The sequence below is a fragment of the Vreelandella arcis genome (assembly GCF_900103865.1).
Lineage (GTDB): Bacteria > Pseudomonadota > Gammaproteobacteria > Pseudomonadales > Halomonadaceae > Vreelandella > Vreelandella arcis.
The window spans coordinates 1-17588 of the sequence record NZ_FNII01000028.1 but is presented as its reverse complement, the minus strand read 5'-3'; the positions used below and the strand labels follow the sequence as shown (position 1 = coordinate 17588).

The window sequence follows — 17588 nt, the reverse complement described above, 5'->3', positions numbered from 1 at the left end:
ATCGTCGACACCTACGGCGGCATGGCGCGCCACGGCGGTGGGGCTTTCTCGGGCAAAGACCCTTCCAAGGTCGACCGCAGTGCCGCTTATGCGGGGCGGTACGTGGCCAAAAACATCGTGGCGGCGGGCTTGGCTGACAAGTGTGAAATTCAGATTTCCTACGCGATTGGCGTGGCGGAGCCGACCTCCGTATCGATCGACACTTTTGGCACCGGTAAGGTGAGCGACGCACACATAGTCGATCTGGTACGCGAGCACTTTGACCTGCGTCCCTACGCGATCACCAAGATGCTTGACCTGCTACACCCGATGTATCAACTGACCGCTGCTTACGGCCACTTCGGTCGCGCACCGTTTGAGCACAGCTATCGTTGGAAAGATAGCAAAGGCGCGGAGCACGTCGAAACCTTCACGGCCTTCCCGTGGGAGAGCACTGACAAAGCCGATGCACTACGTCAGGCAGCCGCTTTGTAAGCCATTCGCTACACTGTTTGTAAGAGATCGCCCCTTTGGCTCCGGCCGGGGGCTTTTTTTATGCTCATTGCGCTAGGCTAGGCGTGTTTGCCGATCATTATTAGTACTGGTAAGGGGGGCGGAATGTCTGGAGGCAGCATGTCAGGAGCAATTGTCACCTGGTTGATGGGTGGTCTTATCGGGCTTGTCACTTTTTCCGCACAGGCGGGGGACTGCCCTGATTGGTCGCAGGAACGCTTAAGCCACGAAAGCCAAGCGCTGGCCGACCAGGTTCGACGCTGGGACACGGCCTACCACGACGAGGGCGTCGCGCTGATCGACGATGCGCTTTATGACCAGGCCGTGGAGCGTCTGGCTACCTGGCAGCGCTGTTTGGGTGAGACCCCCGATCATCGCCCTCTGACACGGGTGACGCGTAGCAGCGGTACGCTTGACCATCCGGCGGCGCAACGCGGGCTCGATAAAGCCGATGACGACGGCGTTAGGCGCTATACCAGCCGCCGCGAAGACCTGTGGATCCAGCCCAAGGTTGACGGCGTTGCGGTCACGTTGAGCTATCAAGAGGGGGAACTGGTCGAAGCCGTTAGCCGGGGCGATGGCGAACGGGGCCAGGACTGGACGGCCCGTGCCCGACAGCTTCCCGCTGTTCCCAATTCGCTGCCTGATCCTATCTCGGCGGTACTCCAAGGCGAACTGTACTGGCGTTTAACCGACCATATTCAGTCGCGTAACCCGACGACAGGCGCCCGGGGCGCTGTGGCGGGAGCAATGGCGCAATCCTCCCCCGCCAAGGCCACCCTCGAGCGCATTAGCCTATTCGTTTGGGGTTGGCCAGATGGGCCAAAAGAAATGCAGGAACGTTTAGCGCGGCTAAGGGCGCTGGGCTTCGATACCGCTGACTATACCCATGCACTGGATGATCGGCGTGACGCCGCCTACTGGCGGGATAGCTGGTTCAACAATCCACTACCCTTTGCCACTGACGGCGTGGTGATCAAGCAAGCCGAGCGACCCGGCGTGCGCCGTTGGTCATCGTCGCCTCCTGAGTGGGCTATTGCCTGGAAATATCCCGCCCAGCAGGCGCTGGCCGAAGTGCGGGGCATTGAGTTTCGTGTTGGGCGTACTGGTCGTGTGACGCCGCTGGTATGGCTCAATCCGGTACAGCTAGAGGGGCGGCGTATCAGACGGGTTTCGCTGGGCTCATTGGAGCGTTGGGAATCACTGGATGTTCGCCCCGGCGACCAAGTGGCGATTACGCTTGCGGGGTTAACGATCCCCCAGTTAACCGAGGTCGTGTGGCATACCCAGGAGCGCTCGCCGCTGACCCCGCCGTCACCCCAGCGCTACCATATGCTTAGCTGTTTTAAATTAACCCTAGGCTGCGATGCCCAACTGCTGGCGCGGCTTAGCTATCTTGGCGAGCAGTTGGACATGCAGGGGATTGGTGAAGGCACCTGGCAAGCGTTGCTAGAGGCGGGCGTGGTCACCCAGTTACTCGACTGGCTGGATGTTGAGCCACGCCAACTGCAACAGGCCTACGGCATTGGTGAGACCACCGCTGATGCGTTAATGGAGCAGTTTAAAGTCGCTCGCGGCAAGCCGTTTGCGGCTTGGCTAAGTGCGCTGGGGGCACCGCCGGGTAGCGAATTGGTACGCGGGGATTGGTATGATTTGGCGGACTACCGGCGCGAGCAGTGGCAAGCCGTTCCCGGCGTCGGCCCGGTGCGCGCTGACGCGCTGGTGGCGTTTTTCAGCCACCCAGAAGTGCAGCGCATGGCGCATAAGCTAGAGCAGGCTGGCGTTGCCGGTTTTTAGCCCAGCCCCGTCAAGCGCAGCATCAAACCCAGATAAAGCGGAATCAGCAGCGGCGCGAGCAACGTTGTGACCAGCACGGCTAACGCGCCTTTTTGTGGCTGAATACCCAGCTCCATGGCGACCACCACCACATTGGACGCCATGGGTACCACGCCCAGCAGCAGCAGTGCCATGCCCAGCTCAGGCGAAAGTGGGCCTAGGTATTGGAGCAGCAGCACCGCCGCCAGCATGACCAGGGGCCAGAGCAGATAACGCAGCCCCACGCAGGTCGCCACAAAACGCGAATCCCAGGCGGAAAACGTCACTTGGCTCAGCGTCATGCCAATAATCATCATGCCCAGTAGGGTATAAGTGGCCGGGAAAACATCCAGTGAGCCCATCAGCGAAGCGGGTAGCGTAATGTTTAGCGCATTCAGCAACAGCGCGAATAAAAACGCGTAGATAAGCGGTAACCGGGCAATTTTGATCAGGCTTTGGCGCATGGAAAAATGCCCGCGGGCGCTTAAGTAAAAGCCGACGGTAAACTCGTAGAGATTGATCCCCAGCATACAAAATAAATACAGTGTCACACCTTCGGGTGGCAGCAGAATCAGCGCCACCGGAAGGCCAAAGTAGCCGGTATTGCCGGTGCCGGAAGAGAACGCCAACAGCGCCCCTTCCTGTGGGCCAAAGCGATGCTGGGTGACGCGGCGAACTAGCAGCGCCATGGTACTCACCAGAATAAACAGCGCTAGGGTTAACACTAGGTACTCAGCCGTCGGGCCGCCGTTCATTAGGGCACGGAAAATCGTCAGCGGTGCAATCAGGTACACCAACAGCGTGGCAATCGGGCGTGGGTCTATTTTCAAGCGCTGTGCGGCAATCCAGCCTAAGCCGACATATCCCAACAGCATTAGTAGTGGCCCCATTAAAGCGCTGGGTGCTAAGTCCATGACGGTTCCCCGATAAGTTATATAGACGTTTAACATGAGCCGAATTAAAGGCCAAACGTGGAATCTTTCATTGGCCCCTGCGCGGCATAAAAGCGAGAATAACGCAAAATATCACCACTTTAACGCTAGTCGAGGAAATCCCATGAGCAGTCAAGAGCATCCGTTAGGTATTAGCTTTGAATTCTTTCCGCCCGGCACCGATGCAGGAAGAGAGAAGTTAATCCACGTTCGCGATGAGTTGGCTGCCCGCAACCCTCGTTTTTTCTCGGTGACCTATGGGGCCGGTGGTTCCACCCAGGCGCGTACACGCGAGATAGTGCGCAAGGTCAGTCAGAGCGGGATCACCACCGCCCCGCATCTCTCCTGCATTGGCAGCGAAAAAGCCCAGTTGCGGGATCTATTGGCTCAGTATCGTGAAGAAGGGGTCGATAGCTTGGTGGCGCTGCGGGGTGATATGCCCTCCGGCATGGCGAGCATCGGTGAGCTGCGCTACGCCAATGAGCTGGTCGAATTTATCCGTCATGAAACTGGCGACCATTTTGATATTGCCGTGGCCGCTTATCCGGAATCTCATCCACAGGCCCCCAACCTCGATAGGGATGTGGAAAACTTTGCCCGCAAGATGAATGCGGGTGCCAATATGGCGATCACCCAGTACTTCTTTACCGCCGATGCCTATTTCAATTTCGTCGATAAAGCCCGCGCGCTCGGTGTCGAGCAGCCGATTATTCCCGGCATTATGCCGATTACTAACTATACCAAGCTTGCGCGTTTTTCGGACGCCTGCGGTGCCGAGATCCCGCGCTGGATTCGCAAGCAGCTGGAATCTTACGGCGACGATAGCGAAGCCATTGCCGCCTTTGGTACCGATGTGGTGAGCCGTCTCTGCCAGCGCTTACTGGATGGCGGCGCGCCAGGCTTGCACTTTTACACGCTAAACCAAGCCGCGCCGGTGCTGAAGATTGTCGATAATCTGACAGACTAATCAGTTTATCTCGCCGCGCTGACGAAAAACCCCGCTTAACGTTCGTTAAGCGGGGTTTTTTGCCCTTGGCGTTTAGCGGCTTAAATCGACTAGCCGGCTTGAGCCGATTTATTACCACCGCCGTGCTGCTTACGCTGCATAATAAACAGGACGGCGCCAATCACCAGGCCGGCTACATCGGAATAAATGCCGCCGTAAATCATAAACAGCGCGCCCAAAAGCATTACCACGCGCTGCAGTGTATTCACCGGACCGAAGAACCACTTCTGCACCATCCCCGAGAGCAACACGATGCCTAGCGTCGCGGTAACGCCCACACGGAGTATTTGCATGGCGGAGCCTTCCATCAGCATGGCCGGGCTATAGAAGAACATGAACGGCACGATGAACGCGGCCAAGCCGATTTTAAACGAGGCGACCGAGGTACCCATGGGGTTATCCCCGGAGATACCTGCCGCCGCGTAGGAGGCTAGGGCGACCGGCGGCGTAATCGCCGAGACCACCGCAAAGTAGAACACGAAGAAGTGGGCAACCAGCGGCTCAATACCGATGTTGATCAAACCCGGTGCCACGACCGAAGCGGCAACGGCATAAGCGGCCGTGGTCGGCATGCCCATGCCCAGCATAATGCTGATTAACATGGCAAAGAACAGGGCAAGTAGTTGGCTAACGCCCGCCAAACCTAACAGTAACGACGAGAAGCGCGCGCCCACGCCGGTCAACGAAATAACCCCGACGATCAAACCGGCACAGGCACACACCGCGATAATTTGAATCGACATGGTGCCCGCTAGTTGTAGGGCTCTCAAAATGGCGCGCAGGCCCATTTTGTTCGGCGAAATCCAGCTGACAACAGCGGCTGAAGCGGTGGCCAAGGTGCCGGCGCGAATGACCGAATAGCCCATAAACAGTGCGACGATCAGGATGATAATCGGCGCAAACAGGTAGACTTGTTTCACTAGCTTTGAGAACAGCGGTATCTCGTCTTCGCGCATGCCTCGCATGCCTTTGCGCGCCGCTTCAAAATCGACCATGAAGTAGACGGATGCAAAGTAAAGGATCGCTGGAATAATAGCGGCAATGGCAATCTCGGTATACGGGATACCCGTTACTTCCGCCATGATGAAGGCACCCGCGCCCATAATCGGCGGCATGATTTGCCCGCCGGTCGAGGCGGCCGCTTCAATGGCCCCGGCACTGCGTGCAGGGTAACCAACCTTTTTCATCAATGGGATCGTCAGCGAGCCAGTGGATACCACGTTGCCGGCTGACGTGCCGTTGATCATGCCCATCAAACCCGAAGCAAAGATAGACACTTTCGCCGGGCCTCCCCGGGCACGGCCTGCGGCGGCAAACGCAAAGTTAACAAAATAGTCGCCTACTTTAGACGCCTGCAGGAAAGCGGCAAAAATAATGAACAAAATAATGTAGGTCGATGAAACCGCGGTGGTTGGGCCGAGTATGCCGGTATCGGTATACACTTGGCTAAAGAAGCGCTGCAGCGACAGGCCGGGGTAGCCCAAAAAACCGGGTAAATAGGGGCCGGCAAAAACGTAGCTGAGAAAGACCGCCGAAATGACCACTAATGCCAACCCGGCCACCCGGCGGGTTAGTTCCAATATCAACATGGAGCCAGCAATCGCCGCCCAGGAAATACCTGACGGGGCAAAGGACGTACCGGTCGACATACGGATATTGGTGTTGAATGCCACCAGCAAATAGCCGGCACTGGCGGCCGCACAAACCATAAGAACCAAGTCGGCAGGGTTAAAGCGATGGCGAGCTTGACGATAAAACCATGACAGCACAACCGCAACAGCCGTCGTCGCCATGAGCGGATAACCGTAGTGCCAGTTTTCTATATTGGGATCGATGCGCATGGCACTGCCGCTGAGCGTTTGGTGCATTAAGAACACTTGCGCCAGTGTATAGGCGGCGGGAATAAGCAGCGCGTAGCTCGCCCACTTCAGCCAAGCACCTGACGCCTGACGATCGTCTTCGGCAAAACGGGCCCCGGCAAATAGCCCATAACCGAGAATAAGCGCACCGGCAATATGCACGATACGAAACGACCAAGTTTCCATGGGATACACGTTGAGTGAAATCAGGTGAAAACTTGAGTAAGCAATGGCTAACGCCGCAAATAAGAAAAACTGCCAACCGGTAAAAAGGCGGCGGTTGGATTCAACAATCTCTTCATCGACACCTTCGGCGAGTAGCTCAGAGGCGGATGAAGTAGCCTGGGCATCATCCTTGAGGCCGTTGGATTCTTGGTCGGTTTTGTGACTCATTAGAGTTCACCCTCACAGCAAACAAAGGGGCATTAGCTAAAACTGCCCCGCCCAACCTGGGTTGGCGCGGGGCAGACGACAACGATAAAGCCTTATTTGATTAGCGCTTCATCAATTTCGTAGCCGTTTTCTTCGTACCAGCGTGCAGCACCCGGATGGAAAGGCAGTACAGTGTTGTGCTTGATGTTTTCCGGAATGGTGGTGGCCGCACTGCGGTGAACCGACATCATGCGATCGTTATTTTCCATGGTGGCCTTGGTGACTTCGTAAACAAAGTCTTCCGGCAGGTCACAGCCGGCGATGGCAAAGTTCCACATGGAAACGGCGCGGGCGTCTTCTTCCAGGGTTTGGTAAGTGCTAGCAGGAATGGAGAATTCCGCGACCGGGAAGTTTTCCTTGATGATTTCCAGCTCTTCTTCATTGAACTCGATGATGTTCACATCGGTTTGAACTTCAAGCTGGCTAACCGCGGGGATGGGGATGCCGGCAGCGAAGGCGATAACGTCCAGCAGTCCGTCTTGCAATTGGCCGCCGAGATCCGACCAGCCACCGTTACGGCGTTCAAAGTCGACGCCTAGCTCTTCCAGCATCGCTGGGAAGTAGGTGTCAGAGGTTGAGGCCGCTGGGCCGAAACCAATGCGTGCACCGTCGGGAATATCGGAGATGGACTCGATACCGCTATCAGCCAAGGTGGTGATAGAGAACGGTGTTTCATACATCGGGAACATGGCGCATACGTTGTCCATTTTTAAGCCGGGGGCGAGAGGGCTTTCGCCATTCACCGCGTCAGCCGCAGGACCCATAGTGGTGAGACCGAAGGCAGCGTTACCTTCGTGAACCAGTGCCAGGTTTTGGGTCGGGCCGCCGGTAACTTCGCCGCCGCCTGAAACGTCTAGCTCGTCAGCAATAAAGTTGGCCCAGCCGGAACCGTAAACAAAGTAAGTGCCGCCTTGGCTAGCTGTGCCGACGGTAAAGTTATCGGGCCACTCTGAGCGATCCGCTTGGACACTACCGGCAGCGAGCAGTGCGCCGCTTGTCAGCAATGCCATTGTGGTCGGTTTAAAATTGCGCATGGCGTATTTCCCTAGTCGTTATTGAGGTTATTAACGCGCTGATGGTCGTACAGCAAACCGACGCCATCAGCGGAGAGCAATAAACTAGAGCGATTGTCGTGCCAATAAGGTTGTTTTATTTTAAAAACAAAAGGTTATATTTTATTCGTTCAACGTTAGTCGAATAAGTGTAGTGTCGGAGTGTCTGGTAATACGCACGCTTTGCGTTATTATCTGTGCGTAAATCCGCACATGTGATGGCGTTTAACAGGCGGTGCGGTGGCCCTTCGATACCTATGAGTCCGAAGGCTTGTGGTCAGGATCCATAATCCGCACTGGCTGGATCTCATTGTCCGTGGGCTCAGAGCGGGGTTGATTGACGCGGGTAGTGAGCTCGGCAAGTGCGTCGTCTTCGATAGGAAGCTGCTCAAAAAAATCACAGCTCACGCATTCCCGGTAGCGAATTCCGTTTTGCTCCCAGGCACGAATGCGATCCATCGCGGCACACCGCGGGCAGGTCACGCCGGCGATAAAACGTTTCACACTAGACATAATAAAGCTCCAAAGGCGCGGCCCATAAGACAGCCGCGCTTAGGTTGTGCAGGTTAGGCAGCGCGAATGCCGCTGTGGCGCAACAGTGGCTCGACGCTGGGCTCGCGGCCGCGGAACGCGCGGAATAACTCGGCGGCATCTCGTGCGCCGCCTTGCTCTAGAATTTCCCGCCGGAAGCGTTGGCCCGTTGTCGGGTCAAAAATGCCGGCCTCTTCAAAGGCGCTCCAGGCATCGGCAGATAGTACTTCTGCCCACTTGTAGCTGTAATAACCCGCTGCGTAGCCGCCAGCAAAAATATGCCCAAAGCTATTTTGAAAGCGGTTAAATGAGACGGTGGGCACCACCGAAACGCTGTCGCGAACCTCATTCAGCAGTGCCTGAACGTCGCTGGCGCTTGGCGCTTCAAGCTCATGGTGCAGGCGCAGGTCAAACAGTGAAAACTCAATTTGGCGGGCCATGCCCATCGCCGATTGGAAATTTTTCGCCGCTTGCAGGCGCTCAAGCAATGCTTCGGGCAGGGTTTCACCACTGTCAACGTGTCGAGCAATCAGGTCGAGGCCTTCGCGTTCCCAGCAGTAGTTTTCCATGAACTGGCTGGGCAGCTCAACGGCATCCCAGGCAACCCCGTTGATACCTGACACATCGGCAATGGTCTGCTTGGTGAGCATGTGGTGCAGACCGTGGCCAAACTCGTGGAACAGCGTGGTTACTTCATCGTGAGTCAGCAGGGCCGGCTTACCGTCGACCGGGGGCGTAAAGTTACAGGTGAGAAACGCGACGGGCAGCTGCAAGCCGCTCTCCGTTTGACGACGCACACGGCAATCCGCCATCCAGGCACCACCGCGCTTGCCTTCCCGCGCATAGAGGTCAAGATAAAAGCCCGCAATGGGCTGGTCATTATCGGTGATCCAATAAAAGCGCACGTCATCGTGGTAGCGCGGCACCTGGTTATCTTCTGTAAAGCGCACCCCGTAAAGACGTTCCACCACCTGAAATAACCCGTCTACGACTTGGGGGGCGGGGAAGTAAGGACGTAACTGTTCTTGCGAAATAGCGTAACGCGCTTCACGTAGCTTTTCACTGGCGTAGGCCACATCCCAGGGTTCAAGTGTCTCAATGCCGAGTTCATCGCGCGCGTACTCGCTTAGCTCAGCAAATTCTTGCTTGGCTTGAGGAACCGCGCGGCGCGCAAGGTCGGTCAGGAAGGTCAGTACCTGTTCAGGCGAGTCCGCCATCTTGGTAGCGAGTGAATAATCGGCGTAGGTGTCGAAGCCAAGTAGATGTGCCAACTCCTGGCGCAGCGCCAATATTTCTTCAAGAATCGGCGCATTGTCGAAGCTACCCGCATCGGGGCCCTTGTCAGACGCTCGGGTCACAAAGGCGGTATACACTTCACGGCGCAGTTCGCGGTTATCGGCATAACTGACCACTGGGAAGAAGCAAGGAAAGTCGAGTGTGATGCGGTAACCCGTGACGCCTTTAGCCTCGGCGGTCGCCTTCAGCGTATCCAGCGCGCTTTGGGGTACACCTGCCAGAGTGTCTGCGCTTTCAACGTCTTTATGCCAGGCCTGAGTGGCGTCCAGCACGTTGTTGGAAAACTGGTTGGATAATACTGACAGGCGCGCCTGAATATCACCGTAACGGGCTTTTTGATCGGCGGGTAAATCGACACCGGCCAAGCGGAAATCGCGTAACGCATTGTCGACGGCGCGTTGTTGGGCGATATCCAGTTGTGGCCACGCCGATCCTTCTTTCAACGCTTGCCAGCCGTGAAACAGGCCTTCGTGTTGCCCCACCCAGGTGCTAAAAGCAGACAGTTGCTCTAGGCAGGCTTGATACGCTTCGCGCAGCTGAGGGCTATTCATGGTGCCATTGAGGTGTGAAACCGGCGACCATACTTGGGTCAGTCGGTCGTTAACGGCTTCAAAAGGCTCGGCAAAATTCTCCCATGTGGGCGTCGTCGCGGCGGCTTGCTGAGCAAGGCGGTCAATCGTGTCACGGCTTTCGCTAATCAGCGTTTCAACCGCTGGGACCACGTGCTCCGCATTGATATCGGCGAACGGGGGGAGCGAGTGAGTCTCAAGCAACGGATTGCGGGACATAGGCACCTCTTCGGGGATCGATAGGGCGCAATATACGCCTTCATGCTGACAGAGTGCGGGCGAACGGGCGCTGTTTCAATGCTAAGGCGCTCGCTTGGCTTGCCTTCGGCCCTGCGCCTGTTAGTCTTGCCTGTTTTTATGCCACCACGGCGGGAGCCATTGATGAGTAAAACGCTAGAACGCTGGGGGTCAAAGCGAGCCTTTATCCTGGCGGTGACGGGTGCTGCGGTGGGGTTAGGTAATATCTGGCGCTTTCCTTACGTGGCGGGTGAAAACGGCGGGGCCGCCTTTTTATTAGTCTACGTAGCGTTTGTGTTGTTACTCGGTATTCCCGTGATGATGGCGGAAATTTTAATTGGCCGAGCGGGGCGTCAAGGTCCTATGCAATCTCTGGGGGCCTTGGCCGTAGAGGCTGGTGCCTCGCGCCACTGGCGGTGGTTGGGCCTTTTTGGTGCCTTTACAGTGTTTTGTATACTGTCGTTTTATTCGGTGGTTTCCGGTTGGTCGATTGAATTTCTTGTGGCGTCCATTAACGGTAATTTTGAGGGAGCCAGTGCGGCGGATATCGGTGCTGGTTTTGAGGCCTTTTTGGACAACCCAGGGTTACTCATTTTTAATCACTCACTGTTTTTATTGATGACCATGGCGGTGGTTGCGGCGGGTGTCGCCAAAGGCTTAGAACGGCTCAATAACCTGTTGATGCCGTTACTGTATGGGCTGCTTTTGCTGCTGGCAGGCTATGCTGCAACTACCGATGGTTTTGGTACGGCGCTTGCCTGGTTGTTTTTGCCTTCCTTCGATGCGTTAACGCCTAGCATAGTCGTACACGCCATGGGGCATGCCTTTTTCACATTGGCGGTGGGTGCCTGCGCATTGATGGCCTATGGCGCCTATATGCCGGATGAACAAAGCCTACCGCGGGCGGCTGTCGCGGTCGCGGTGTTGGATATTAGCGTGGCGTTACTGGCCGGCATCGCCATTTTTTCAGTGGTGTTTGCCCAGGGTATGGATCCCGCCGATGGCCCCGGGTTGATGTTCGTTACTCTGCCGATTGCGTTTTCTGAACTGCCTTGGGGATCGTTATGGCTGAGCTTGTTCTTTTTGCTGCTGCTGTTGGCGACGTGGACCTCGGCGATTAACCTAGCCGAGCCTATGGTGGCCACATTGCAGGGACTAGGCTGGCGGCGCAGTAGAGCCACCGCGGTGGTGGCGCTGAGCGTATGGCTGATTGGCCTGCTCTCAGCGTTATCGTTCTCTACGCTGGCGGATTTTCGTCCGTTTTTAGGCCGCAACGTATTTGAGCTGGTCAGCAGTATCCCACCGGATGTTTTCTTGCCCCTTGGGGGGCTGCTGATTGCGATATTTGCCGCTTGGGTATTACCTCGCGACACGGTGATGACCGCGCTGGGGGCTGGTGAACGGGGCTATCAGTGGTGGCGTGCCGTGATCCGCTGGGTGTCTATTCCGCTGACGCTTATAGTGCTACTCAGTGGGTTGCTATAGTGATGCCGACGGGCGTCCTCCCCTCTTATAAAACGAGGAGAATATAATGAGCAGTGCGTTGAGAAGCTTTAACGGTGTGTCGCCGCGTTTAGGCGAACGAGTATTTATTGATTCGGCCAGCGTGGTGATTGGTGACGTCGAGTTAGGCGATGACAGTTCGGTGTGGCCCATGACGGTCATTCGAGGTGATATGCACCGTATCCGTATCGGCGCTCGTACCAGCGTACAGGATGGCAGTGTGCTGCATATCACCCATGCGAGCGACTTTAACCCGGATGGTTTCCCGCTCACCGTCGGCGATGACGTGACCATTGGCCATAAAGCCATTCTGCATGGCTGTACGCTAGGTAATCGTATTCTCGTCGGCATGGGGTCGATTGTGATGGACGGTGCCGTGGTGGAAGATGAGGTGATTATCGCCGCTGGCGCTGTGGTCACGCCGGGGAAACACCTGCAAAGCGGTTACGTTTACGGAGGCAATCCGGCCAAGCCAATGCGCCCACTGAAAGATAAGGAACGGGCGTTTTTTAGCTATACTGCAGGTAACTACGTCAAACTGAAAGACCGCTTCCTCGCTGAGCCAAACGTTACTTAAGCGCTTCATTCCCCCGCTTTTTTCTTGGCAACCCGTATTGTGCTGGCCGGGAATCTGTTAATTTATACAGTTTCCTGGTCGAGCGCGATATGGCGAATTTTCGCACCCACATCACAGTGGCTACTGCAGGTGGAATGCTGCTGGCTTATGCTGGCTGGCAGGCTCAGTGGTGGGCGCCTTCCCAGGCGTTATTGGTGATGGCGCTGACCGCGTTTGGCGGTATCCTGCCCGACATAGATGCTGACCGATCGCACTCAATTCGCCTGATTTTCAATATTTTATCCATACCCGCGCTGGTGCTGGGGGTGCTGTTGCTGCAGCCCTGGCTGTCGTCAGGCCAACTGCTGGTGGCTTGCGGTGGGATCTACCTGGCGGTTCGTTACCTTGGCGGGTTCTCGTTCTCACGCTTTACCGTCCACCGAGGCATCTGGCACTCACTGCTGGCCAGCCTGCTTTGCGCGCTGCTGACCGCCGCGGTGAGCTTTCAACTGCTGGCGCAGCCCCCCTGGCTTGCCTGGTCACACGGCGGCGCCGTGTGGCTGGGGTTCATCGTGCATTTGACGCTGGACGAACTTTATAGCGTCGATTTAGAGGGCGCGCGGCTCAAGCGCTCTTTCGGTACGGCGCTGAAGCTGGGCGATGGCCGACGCCCGATGTCGAACTGGCTGATGATGATTGCGATTTTGCCCCTGTGGCCCTGGCTGCCCCCATGGGTCGTGCTGGGCGAGCTGGTCGCTCAGGGCTCGCTGCTGTGGCGGTAATCGTCCGCGTGGAGGCCATGTTTTTTCAGCTTGTCGTAAAACGTTTTGCGAGGGATGCCCAGGTGCTGGCATACCTCGGTGACACGCCCATGATGGCGAGACAGCGACTGGCTGATCAGGCTTTTTTCGAATAGCTCGACCTGGCGCGGTAGTGTGGGTTCCTGAGTGTCTGCCTGAGCCCCTTCCAGTAGCGTGTCGAGGCGGTAATCGAAGGCAGCGCCGAGCAACACGTAACGTTCTGCCAAGTTGCGTAATTCGCGCACGTTGCCTGGCCAGTCGTGGGCGAGCAGGCTGGCAATGCCTTGGCTATCGATGGTGGGGGCTTCTAGGCCGCTTCGGTTGGCGGCCACGACGGCAAAATGCTGAAAAAGTAGCGGGATGTCTTCGCGCCTTTCTCTTAATGCCGGTAATGGTAAGGTCACCACGTTTAACCGGTAATAAAGATCTTCTCGGAAGTCTCCTGCCTCAGCCGCCGCTTTAAGGTCGGTCTTGGTCGCGGCAATGACGCGTATGTCGAGCGGTATCGCTTCATTGGCACCTAAACGCTCAACATGACGTTCTTGCAGCACGCGCAACAGTTTGACCTGCAGGGCCAACGGCATGGACTCAATTTCATCCAAAAAAACCGTACCGCCGTTTGCGTGCTCAAACTTGCCGATTCGCCGTTCGACGGCTCCGGTAAATGCGCCTTTCTCATGGCCAAACAACTCAGATTCGATGGTGTTTTCGGGCACAGCACCACAGTTAATTGCCATGAACGGGTAGTTGCGCCGGGCGCTGCGCTCATGAATTGCCCGAGCGACGAGATCCTTACCGGTTCCGGTTTCGCCGAACAGCAGTACGTCCGCTTCCACTTGGCTAATGCGCTGAATCATCGCCGCAAGCCTGGAAATCACCGCCGTTCGCCCCACTAACCGAGGGCCAAGGGCGGCTTGCTGAGCCTCAAGCTCTGCCTTAAGTCGATTATTTTCCAGGCTGAGCTGGCGCTTTTCGATACCGCGTCGCACCACGTCGAGCAACTCATCACCGGCGAAAGGTTTTTCCAAAAAGTCCCACGCGCCGGCGCGCATGGCTTCAACCGCCGTTGAAATATCACCATGCCCGGTAATCAAAATGATCGGCAAGGTGCTGTCGCGACGGTGAAGTTCGTGGAGCAGCGTCATGCCGTCCATGCCCGGCATGCGAATGTCGCTGACAATCACGCCGGGAAAGTTAGCGGGTAGCGCCGCTAAGGCTGCTTCGGCGGATTCAAAGCAGTGCGGTGTGTAACCGGCGAGTTCAAGCGTTTGGCTTGCGGTGATGCGCAGATGCGGTTCGTCGTCAATCACCATGACCGGCAGCGTTGACGGCTCATGCATCGGATTGAATCTCCTGAGTAGCTCGCGGGGACGCGGCGAGGGGGAGTGTAATGGTAAAACAAGCGCCACCTGTTGACAGATTGGTCGCCTGAAGTCTGCCGCCTAGATCGTCCATGATACGCGAGGATATAGAAAGCCCTAAGCCTAGCCCGCTACCCGGTGCTTTGGTAGTGAAAAACGGCTCAAAAACCTGTTCAAGTAAGTGGGCTGGAATGCCAGGGCCGTTATCCGTAACGCAGATCACTACCTCCTGGTTGTTTGCTTGGGCGCTAAGGGTAAGCTGTGGCGTGGTGGTTTGTTTCATGGCCTGGAGCGCATTGCTGATTAAATTGACCAGTACTTGCTCCAAGCGTACCAAGTCGCCTTTCACCCAGAGCGTCTCGTCGGGCCAGCGTTGCTCAACGTGCACAAGGTCGTCTCGAAGGCGTGTATGGAAAAGGCGTAAAGCGTAATCGATACACGCCTGTACGGAGATCGTCTCAGAATGGTCACTGCTTTTACGGGAAAATTGGCGCAGCTGAGCGCTAATATCAGCCATTCGATGAGTAAGTTCGATGATTTGCTCTAGGTTGGCATCCGCTTGCTCTACGCGCGAGAGCGCGATAAAGCGCCGCGCGTTTTCGCTGTAGGCGCGAATGGCGGCTAATGGTTGGTTGAGCTCATGGTTGATGCCCGCTGCCAGTTGGCCTAATACCGCAAGCTTAGCGGCTTGGATCAATTCATCTTGGGTTTGACGTAGATTGGCTTCGGCGCGTCGACGCTCGTCGATTTCATCAGATAAGCGTTGGTTGCTGGCGACGAGGTCACGGGTGCGTCGTTCAACGCTCATTTCCAATTCATCGCGCACACGGGCTAGCGTTTGTCGTTCGCGTTCGGCAAAGGTTTCTCGCTCGCGGCGCAGGCGCAGGCGTTGCCATCCAATACCGCCGGCCAGGGCAACGATGCCATATAGACCGCCCACCATCAGCGCGGCCATCCACTGCGCGCTCACCACCGGGCGCATTGGTTTGAGAATATGCATTTGCCAGTCAAACTCGGGTATTTCGCGAGTTAGATTCAGGTAATGCTCGTCACTTAGCGGGCCCTCTTGGAAAGTCACTACTTGGCTATGGTTATCATGCACGGCTTGCATCTGGATGCTTGACGGGGGCAGTGGTTCTTGGCCATAGCGTCGCGTTTCATGCAAGGTTTGGCGCTGTTCATCGGAAAGCGGAAGGAGGGCCTTCATGCGCAGTTCCGGCTGGCTGGCGAGAAAAATAATATTGTCATTGTCGGTAACAAACAGCGTTGACTCCTGTTCTGCCCAACTCTCCTCAACGTCTTTAAGCAATACTTTAACGACAAGGACGCCATCGGGGCGTGCGTCCGGAGAGGTATCATCCAGCCACACGGGGGCTGAGAAATAATACCCGCGCTCTTGAGATTGCAAGCCAAGACCGTAAAAACGGCCTTGCCCTCCTGCGATCGCATCGCTGTAATAGCTACGAAAAGCGTAGTTTTGACCGATAAATGTGTTTGGACGGTGCCAGTTGCTGGCGGCAATGGTGTCGCCATGGCGGTCTAGTAGGTAAACGTCAGAAACGCCCGAGGTGAAACGAAAGCGGTCAAGCAGCAAGTTGAGTGGCATGGGGTCTTGGCTTTTCGGCGAGGTAAGAAAGCGCTGTACACCCTCACGTGTCGCGAGCATTTGGGGCAGGTAATCGTAGCGTAATAAATAGCCGTTTAGGTTAGCGGCCGAAAGACGGAGTTCGTTTTCCGCTTCTTCTTGAAGGCTGGACAACGCTTGCTCCCGGGCGATTAACGATGCTTGCCACATACATAAAGCAAGTCCCAGAGGGGCAGCGACTAACCACAGGTGCCGCCAACGCAAAAAAGATACCTTCATGCTGGTGTCGAACTCGTTCCTTGCGCGCGGCGTAAGGCCCGCTGGGCACGTGTTTCAGCGCGCGCCATTTCGAGTAGCCCTTCTTCAACAAACACCAAGTGTTCGTGTGCCCGTGCGCGTGCGTCTTCTGGACGCCCGTCTAAGATGGCATCCAACAAAGCGCGGTGCTGCTTCATTAGTTGGCTGCGTGAGTCAGGTTTGGCAAAAAGATGCGCTAAATTATCGACGATACTCTGCTCTAGTAGGTGAAAAATCCCGCGAATGGTGTGCAGCAGTAGGACATTGTGAGCCGCTTCCGCAATCCCAAGATGAAAGGCGGCATCTAGCTTTGCTTCTTGAGCGGGGTCGGTTCCAATGAATCCTCCGTCGAGCTCTTCAAAGCGTTGTATAAGAACGGCTTTATCGGCTGGGGTCGAGCGCAATGCCGCGTAGTAAGCCGAAATGCCTTCCATGGCATCGCGGAATTCTAATAAATCTAAGTGGAACTCTTTGTGGCGAGAGAGCATTTCTAATAAGGGATCGGTATAGCCACTGTTCAGCGATTCGTTAACAAAGGTACCTCCCCCTTGGCGGCTGGTCAGTAAGCCGCGAGCCGACAATTTTTGTATGGCTTCTCTTAACGAAGGGCGCGATACGCCAAACCGTTCGGCAAGTTCGCGCTCAGGCGGTAGCCGTTGCCCAGGTTTTAGACTGCCCTCTAAAATCATGGCCTCTAAGCGCTCGGTGATGACATCAGCCAAGCGCTGTTGGCGGAGCTGTGGGTAGCTCATGATAACGGCTCCTGAAATTGGTAAGACCAACAATAGAGTCGTTACGTAATGAACTCAAGAGCCGTTCGGAGGGGCAGAGAGATGAGTGTTTATAAATCAAACTAACTTCTATGGTGGATGACGTTGACGTCTTTACTTAGGGGTGTCCGTCGGTAGTTAGATTTCCCCAACCCCCTTGCCAACGAGGCCGTGAAGCCGTAAAGTACGCATCCGCTGCCGGGGACGCACGGCGTTGCCAGCGGTGGATGAGGTGTAAAAACCTTGGTTTGTCAGGTGGTTAGGCAAATGGCTAGAAGGAAAAGCAGGTCGATTATTTCCTTCGCTTCTGCCAATCAGTGATTGACAAGCACAGCGAAGTGCGTAGAATACGTCTTCCTCGCTTAGCAGCGGCCACGTCATGTTGTATCGGCCCGCAAGCGATTGCTCTTTAATAATTTGATCAGGTAATTCATGTGGGCGCTTGCCGATGAGGGTGATAAATCACCAAATATCAAGGCAAGCGGTCATGAAAAC

General features: G+C 56.0%; 14 protein-coding genes. 6 read left to right on the top strand and 8 right to left on the bottom strand.

Features of this window, described 5'->3' with window-relative positions:
- Together BLR97_RS19065 and ligB are read left to right on the top strand one after the other, a co-directional pair.
- A partial coding sequence (locus tag BLR97_RS19065; protein ID WP_170833063.1) for a methionine adenosyltransferase domain-containing protein occupies window positions 1-474 on the top strand: 474 nt, incomplete at its 5' end.
- Window positions 475-612: 138 nt separating this feature from the next.
- Window positions 613-2289: an NAD-dependent DNA ligase LigB gene (ligB, locus tag BLR97_RS19060; RefSeq protein ID WP_089708450.1), complete on the top strand. Its 1677-nt coding sequence runs from the start codon at window positions 613-615 to the stop codon at window positions 2287-2289.
- Here the strand turns inward: ligB and BLR97_RS19055 are convergent.
- Window positions 2286-3221 (bottom strand): AEC family transporter, encoded by a 936-nt coding sequence (locus BLR97_RS19055; protein WP_089708448.1) that lies wholly within the window; start codon window positions 3219-3221, stop codon window positions 2286-2288. The genes ligB and BLR97_RS19055 overlap by 4 nt on opposite strands.
- 142 nt (window positions 3222-3363) lie before the next feature.
- On the opposite strand from BLR97_RS19055, the gene metF reads away from it, so the two are divergent.
- Window positions 3364-4206, top strand: coding sequence for a methylenetetrahydrofolate reductase [NAD(P)H] (metF, locus tag BLR97_RS19050; RefSeq protein WP_089708447.1), 843 nt, complete (start codon window positions 3364-3366; stop codon window positions 4204-4206).
- Window positions 4207-4295: 89 nt separating this feature from the next.
- Here metF and BLR97_RS19045 read toward each other — a convergent pair whose 3' ends face one another.
- From BLR97_RS19045 to prlC, 4 genes are all read right to left on the bottom strand, one after another.
- Window positions 4296-6497 carry a TRAP transporter permease gene (locus BLR97_RS19045; RefSeq protein WP_089708444.1) on the bottom strand — a complete coding sequence of 734 codons (2202 nt, stop codon included), beginning with the start codon at window positions 6495-6497 and terminating at the stop codon, window positions 4296-4298.
- Window positions 6498-6589: 92 nt separating this feature from the next.
- Window positions 6590-7570, bottom strand: a complete 981-nt coding sequence (locus BLR97_RS19040) for a TAXI family TRAP transporter solute-binding subunit (RefSeq protein ID WP_089708443.1) — start codon at window positions 7568-7570, stop codon at window positions 6590-6592.
- Window positions 7571-7843: 273 nt separating this feature from the next.
- Window positions 7844-8101 carry a YheV family putative zinc ribbon protein gene (locus BLR97_RS19035; RefSeq protein WP_089708440.1) on the bottom strand — a complete coding sequence of 86 codons (258 nt, stop codon included), beginning with the start codon at window positions 8099-8101 and terminating at the stop codon, window positions 7844-7846.
- 53 nt (window positions 8102-8154) lie between these two features.
- Window positions 8155-10203, bottom strand: coding sequence for an oligopeptidase A (prlC, locus tag BLR97_RS19030; RefSeq protein ID WP_089708439.1), 2049 nt, complete (start codon window positions 10201-10203; stop codon window positions 8155-8157).
- 162 nt (window positions 10204-10365) lie between these two features.
- On the opposite strand from prlC, the gene BLR97_RS19025 reads away from it, so the two are divergent.
- The 3 genes from BLR97_RS19025 (at window position 10366) to BLR97_RS19015 (ending at window position 13062) form a co-directional block, all read left to right on the top strand.
- Entirely contained in the window at window positions 10366-11706 is a 1341-nt protein-coding gene (locus BLR97_RS19025; protein ID WP_089708436.1) for a sodium-dependent transporter, read from the top strand.
- Between the two features lie 46 nt (window positions 11707-11752).
- Window positions 11753-12301: a gamma carbonic anhydrase family protein gene (locus tag BLR97_RS19020; protein WP_089708434.1), complete on the top strand. Its 549-nt coding sequence runs from the start codon at window positions 11753-11755 to the stop codon at window positions 12299-12301.
- An 89-nt stretch (window positions 12302-12390) separates the two neighbouring features.
- Window positions 12391-13062 (top strand): metal-dependent hydrolase, encoded by a 672-nt coding sequence (locus BLR97_RS19015; protein ID WP_089708432.1) that lies wholly within the window; start codon window positions 12391-12393, stop codon window positions 13060-13062.
- Here the strand turns inward: BLR97_RS19015 and BLR97_RS19010 are convergent.
- From BLR97_RS19010 to BLR97_RS19000, 3 genes are read right to left on the bottom strand one after another with little or no spacing between them, the layout of a single operon-like run.
- Entirely contained in the window at window positions 13038-14420 is a 1383-nt protein-coding gene (locus BLR97_RS19010; RefSeq protein ID WP_089708430.1) for a sigma-54-dependent transcriptional regulator, read from the bottom strand. The genes BLR97_RS19015 and BLR97_RS19010 overlap by 25 nt on opposite strands.
- Entirely contained in the window at window positions 14413-16305 is a 1893-nt protein-coding gene (locus tag BLR97_RS19005) for a sensor histidine kinase (RefSeq protein WP_089708428.1), read from the bottom strand. Before BLR97_RS19005 ends, BLR97_RS19010 begins: the two co-directional genes overlap by 8 nt.
- Complete coding sequence (locus BLR97_RS19000) at window positions 16302-17075, bottom strand: GntR family transcriptional regulator (RefSeq protein ID WP_089708426.1); 774 nt, start codon at window positions 17073-17075, stop codon at window positions 16302-16304. Before BLR97_RS19000 ends, BLR97_RS19005 begins: the two co-directional genes overlap by 4 nt.
- Between the last annotated feature and the right edge of the window lie 513 nt (window positions 17076-17588).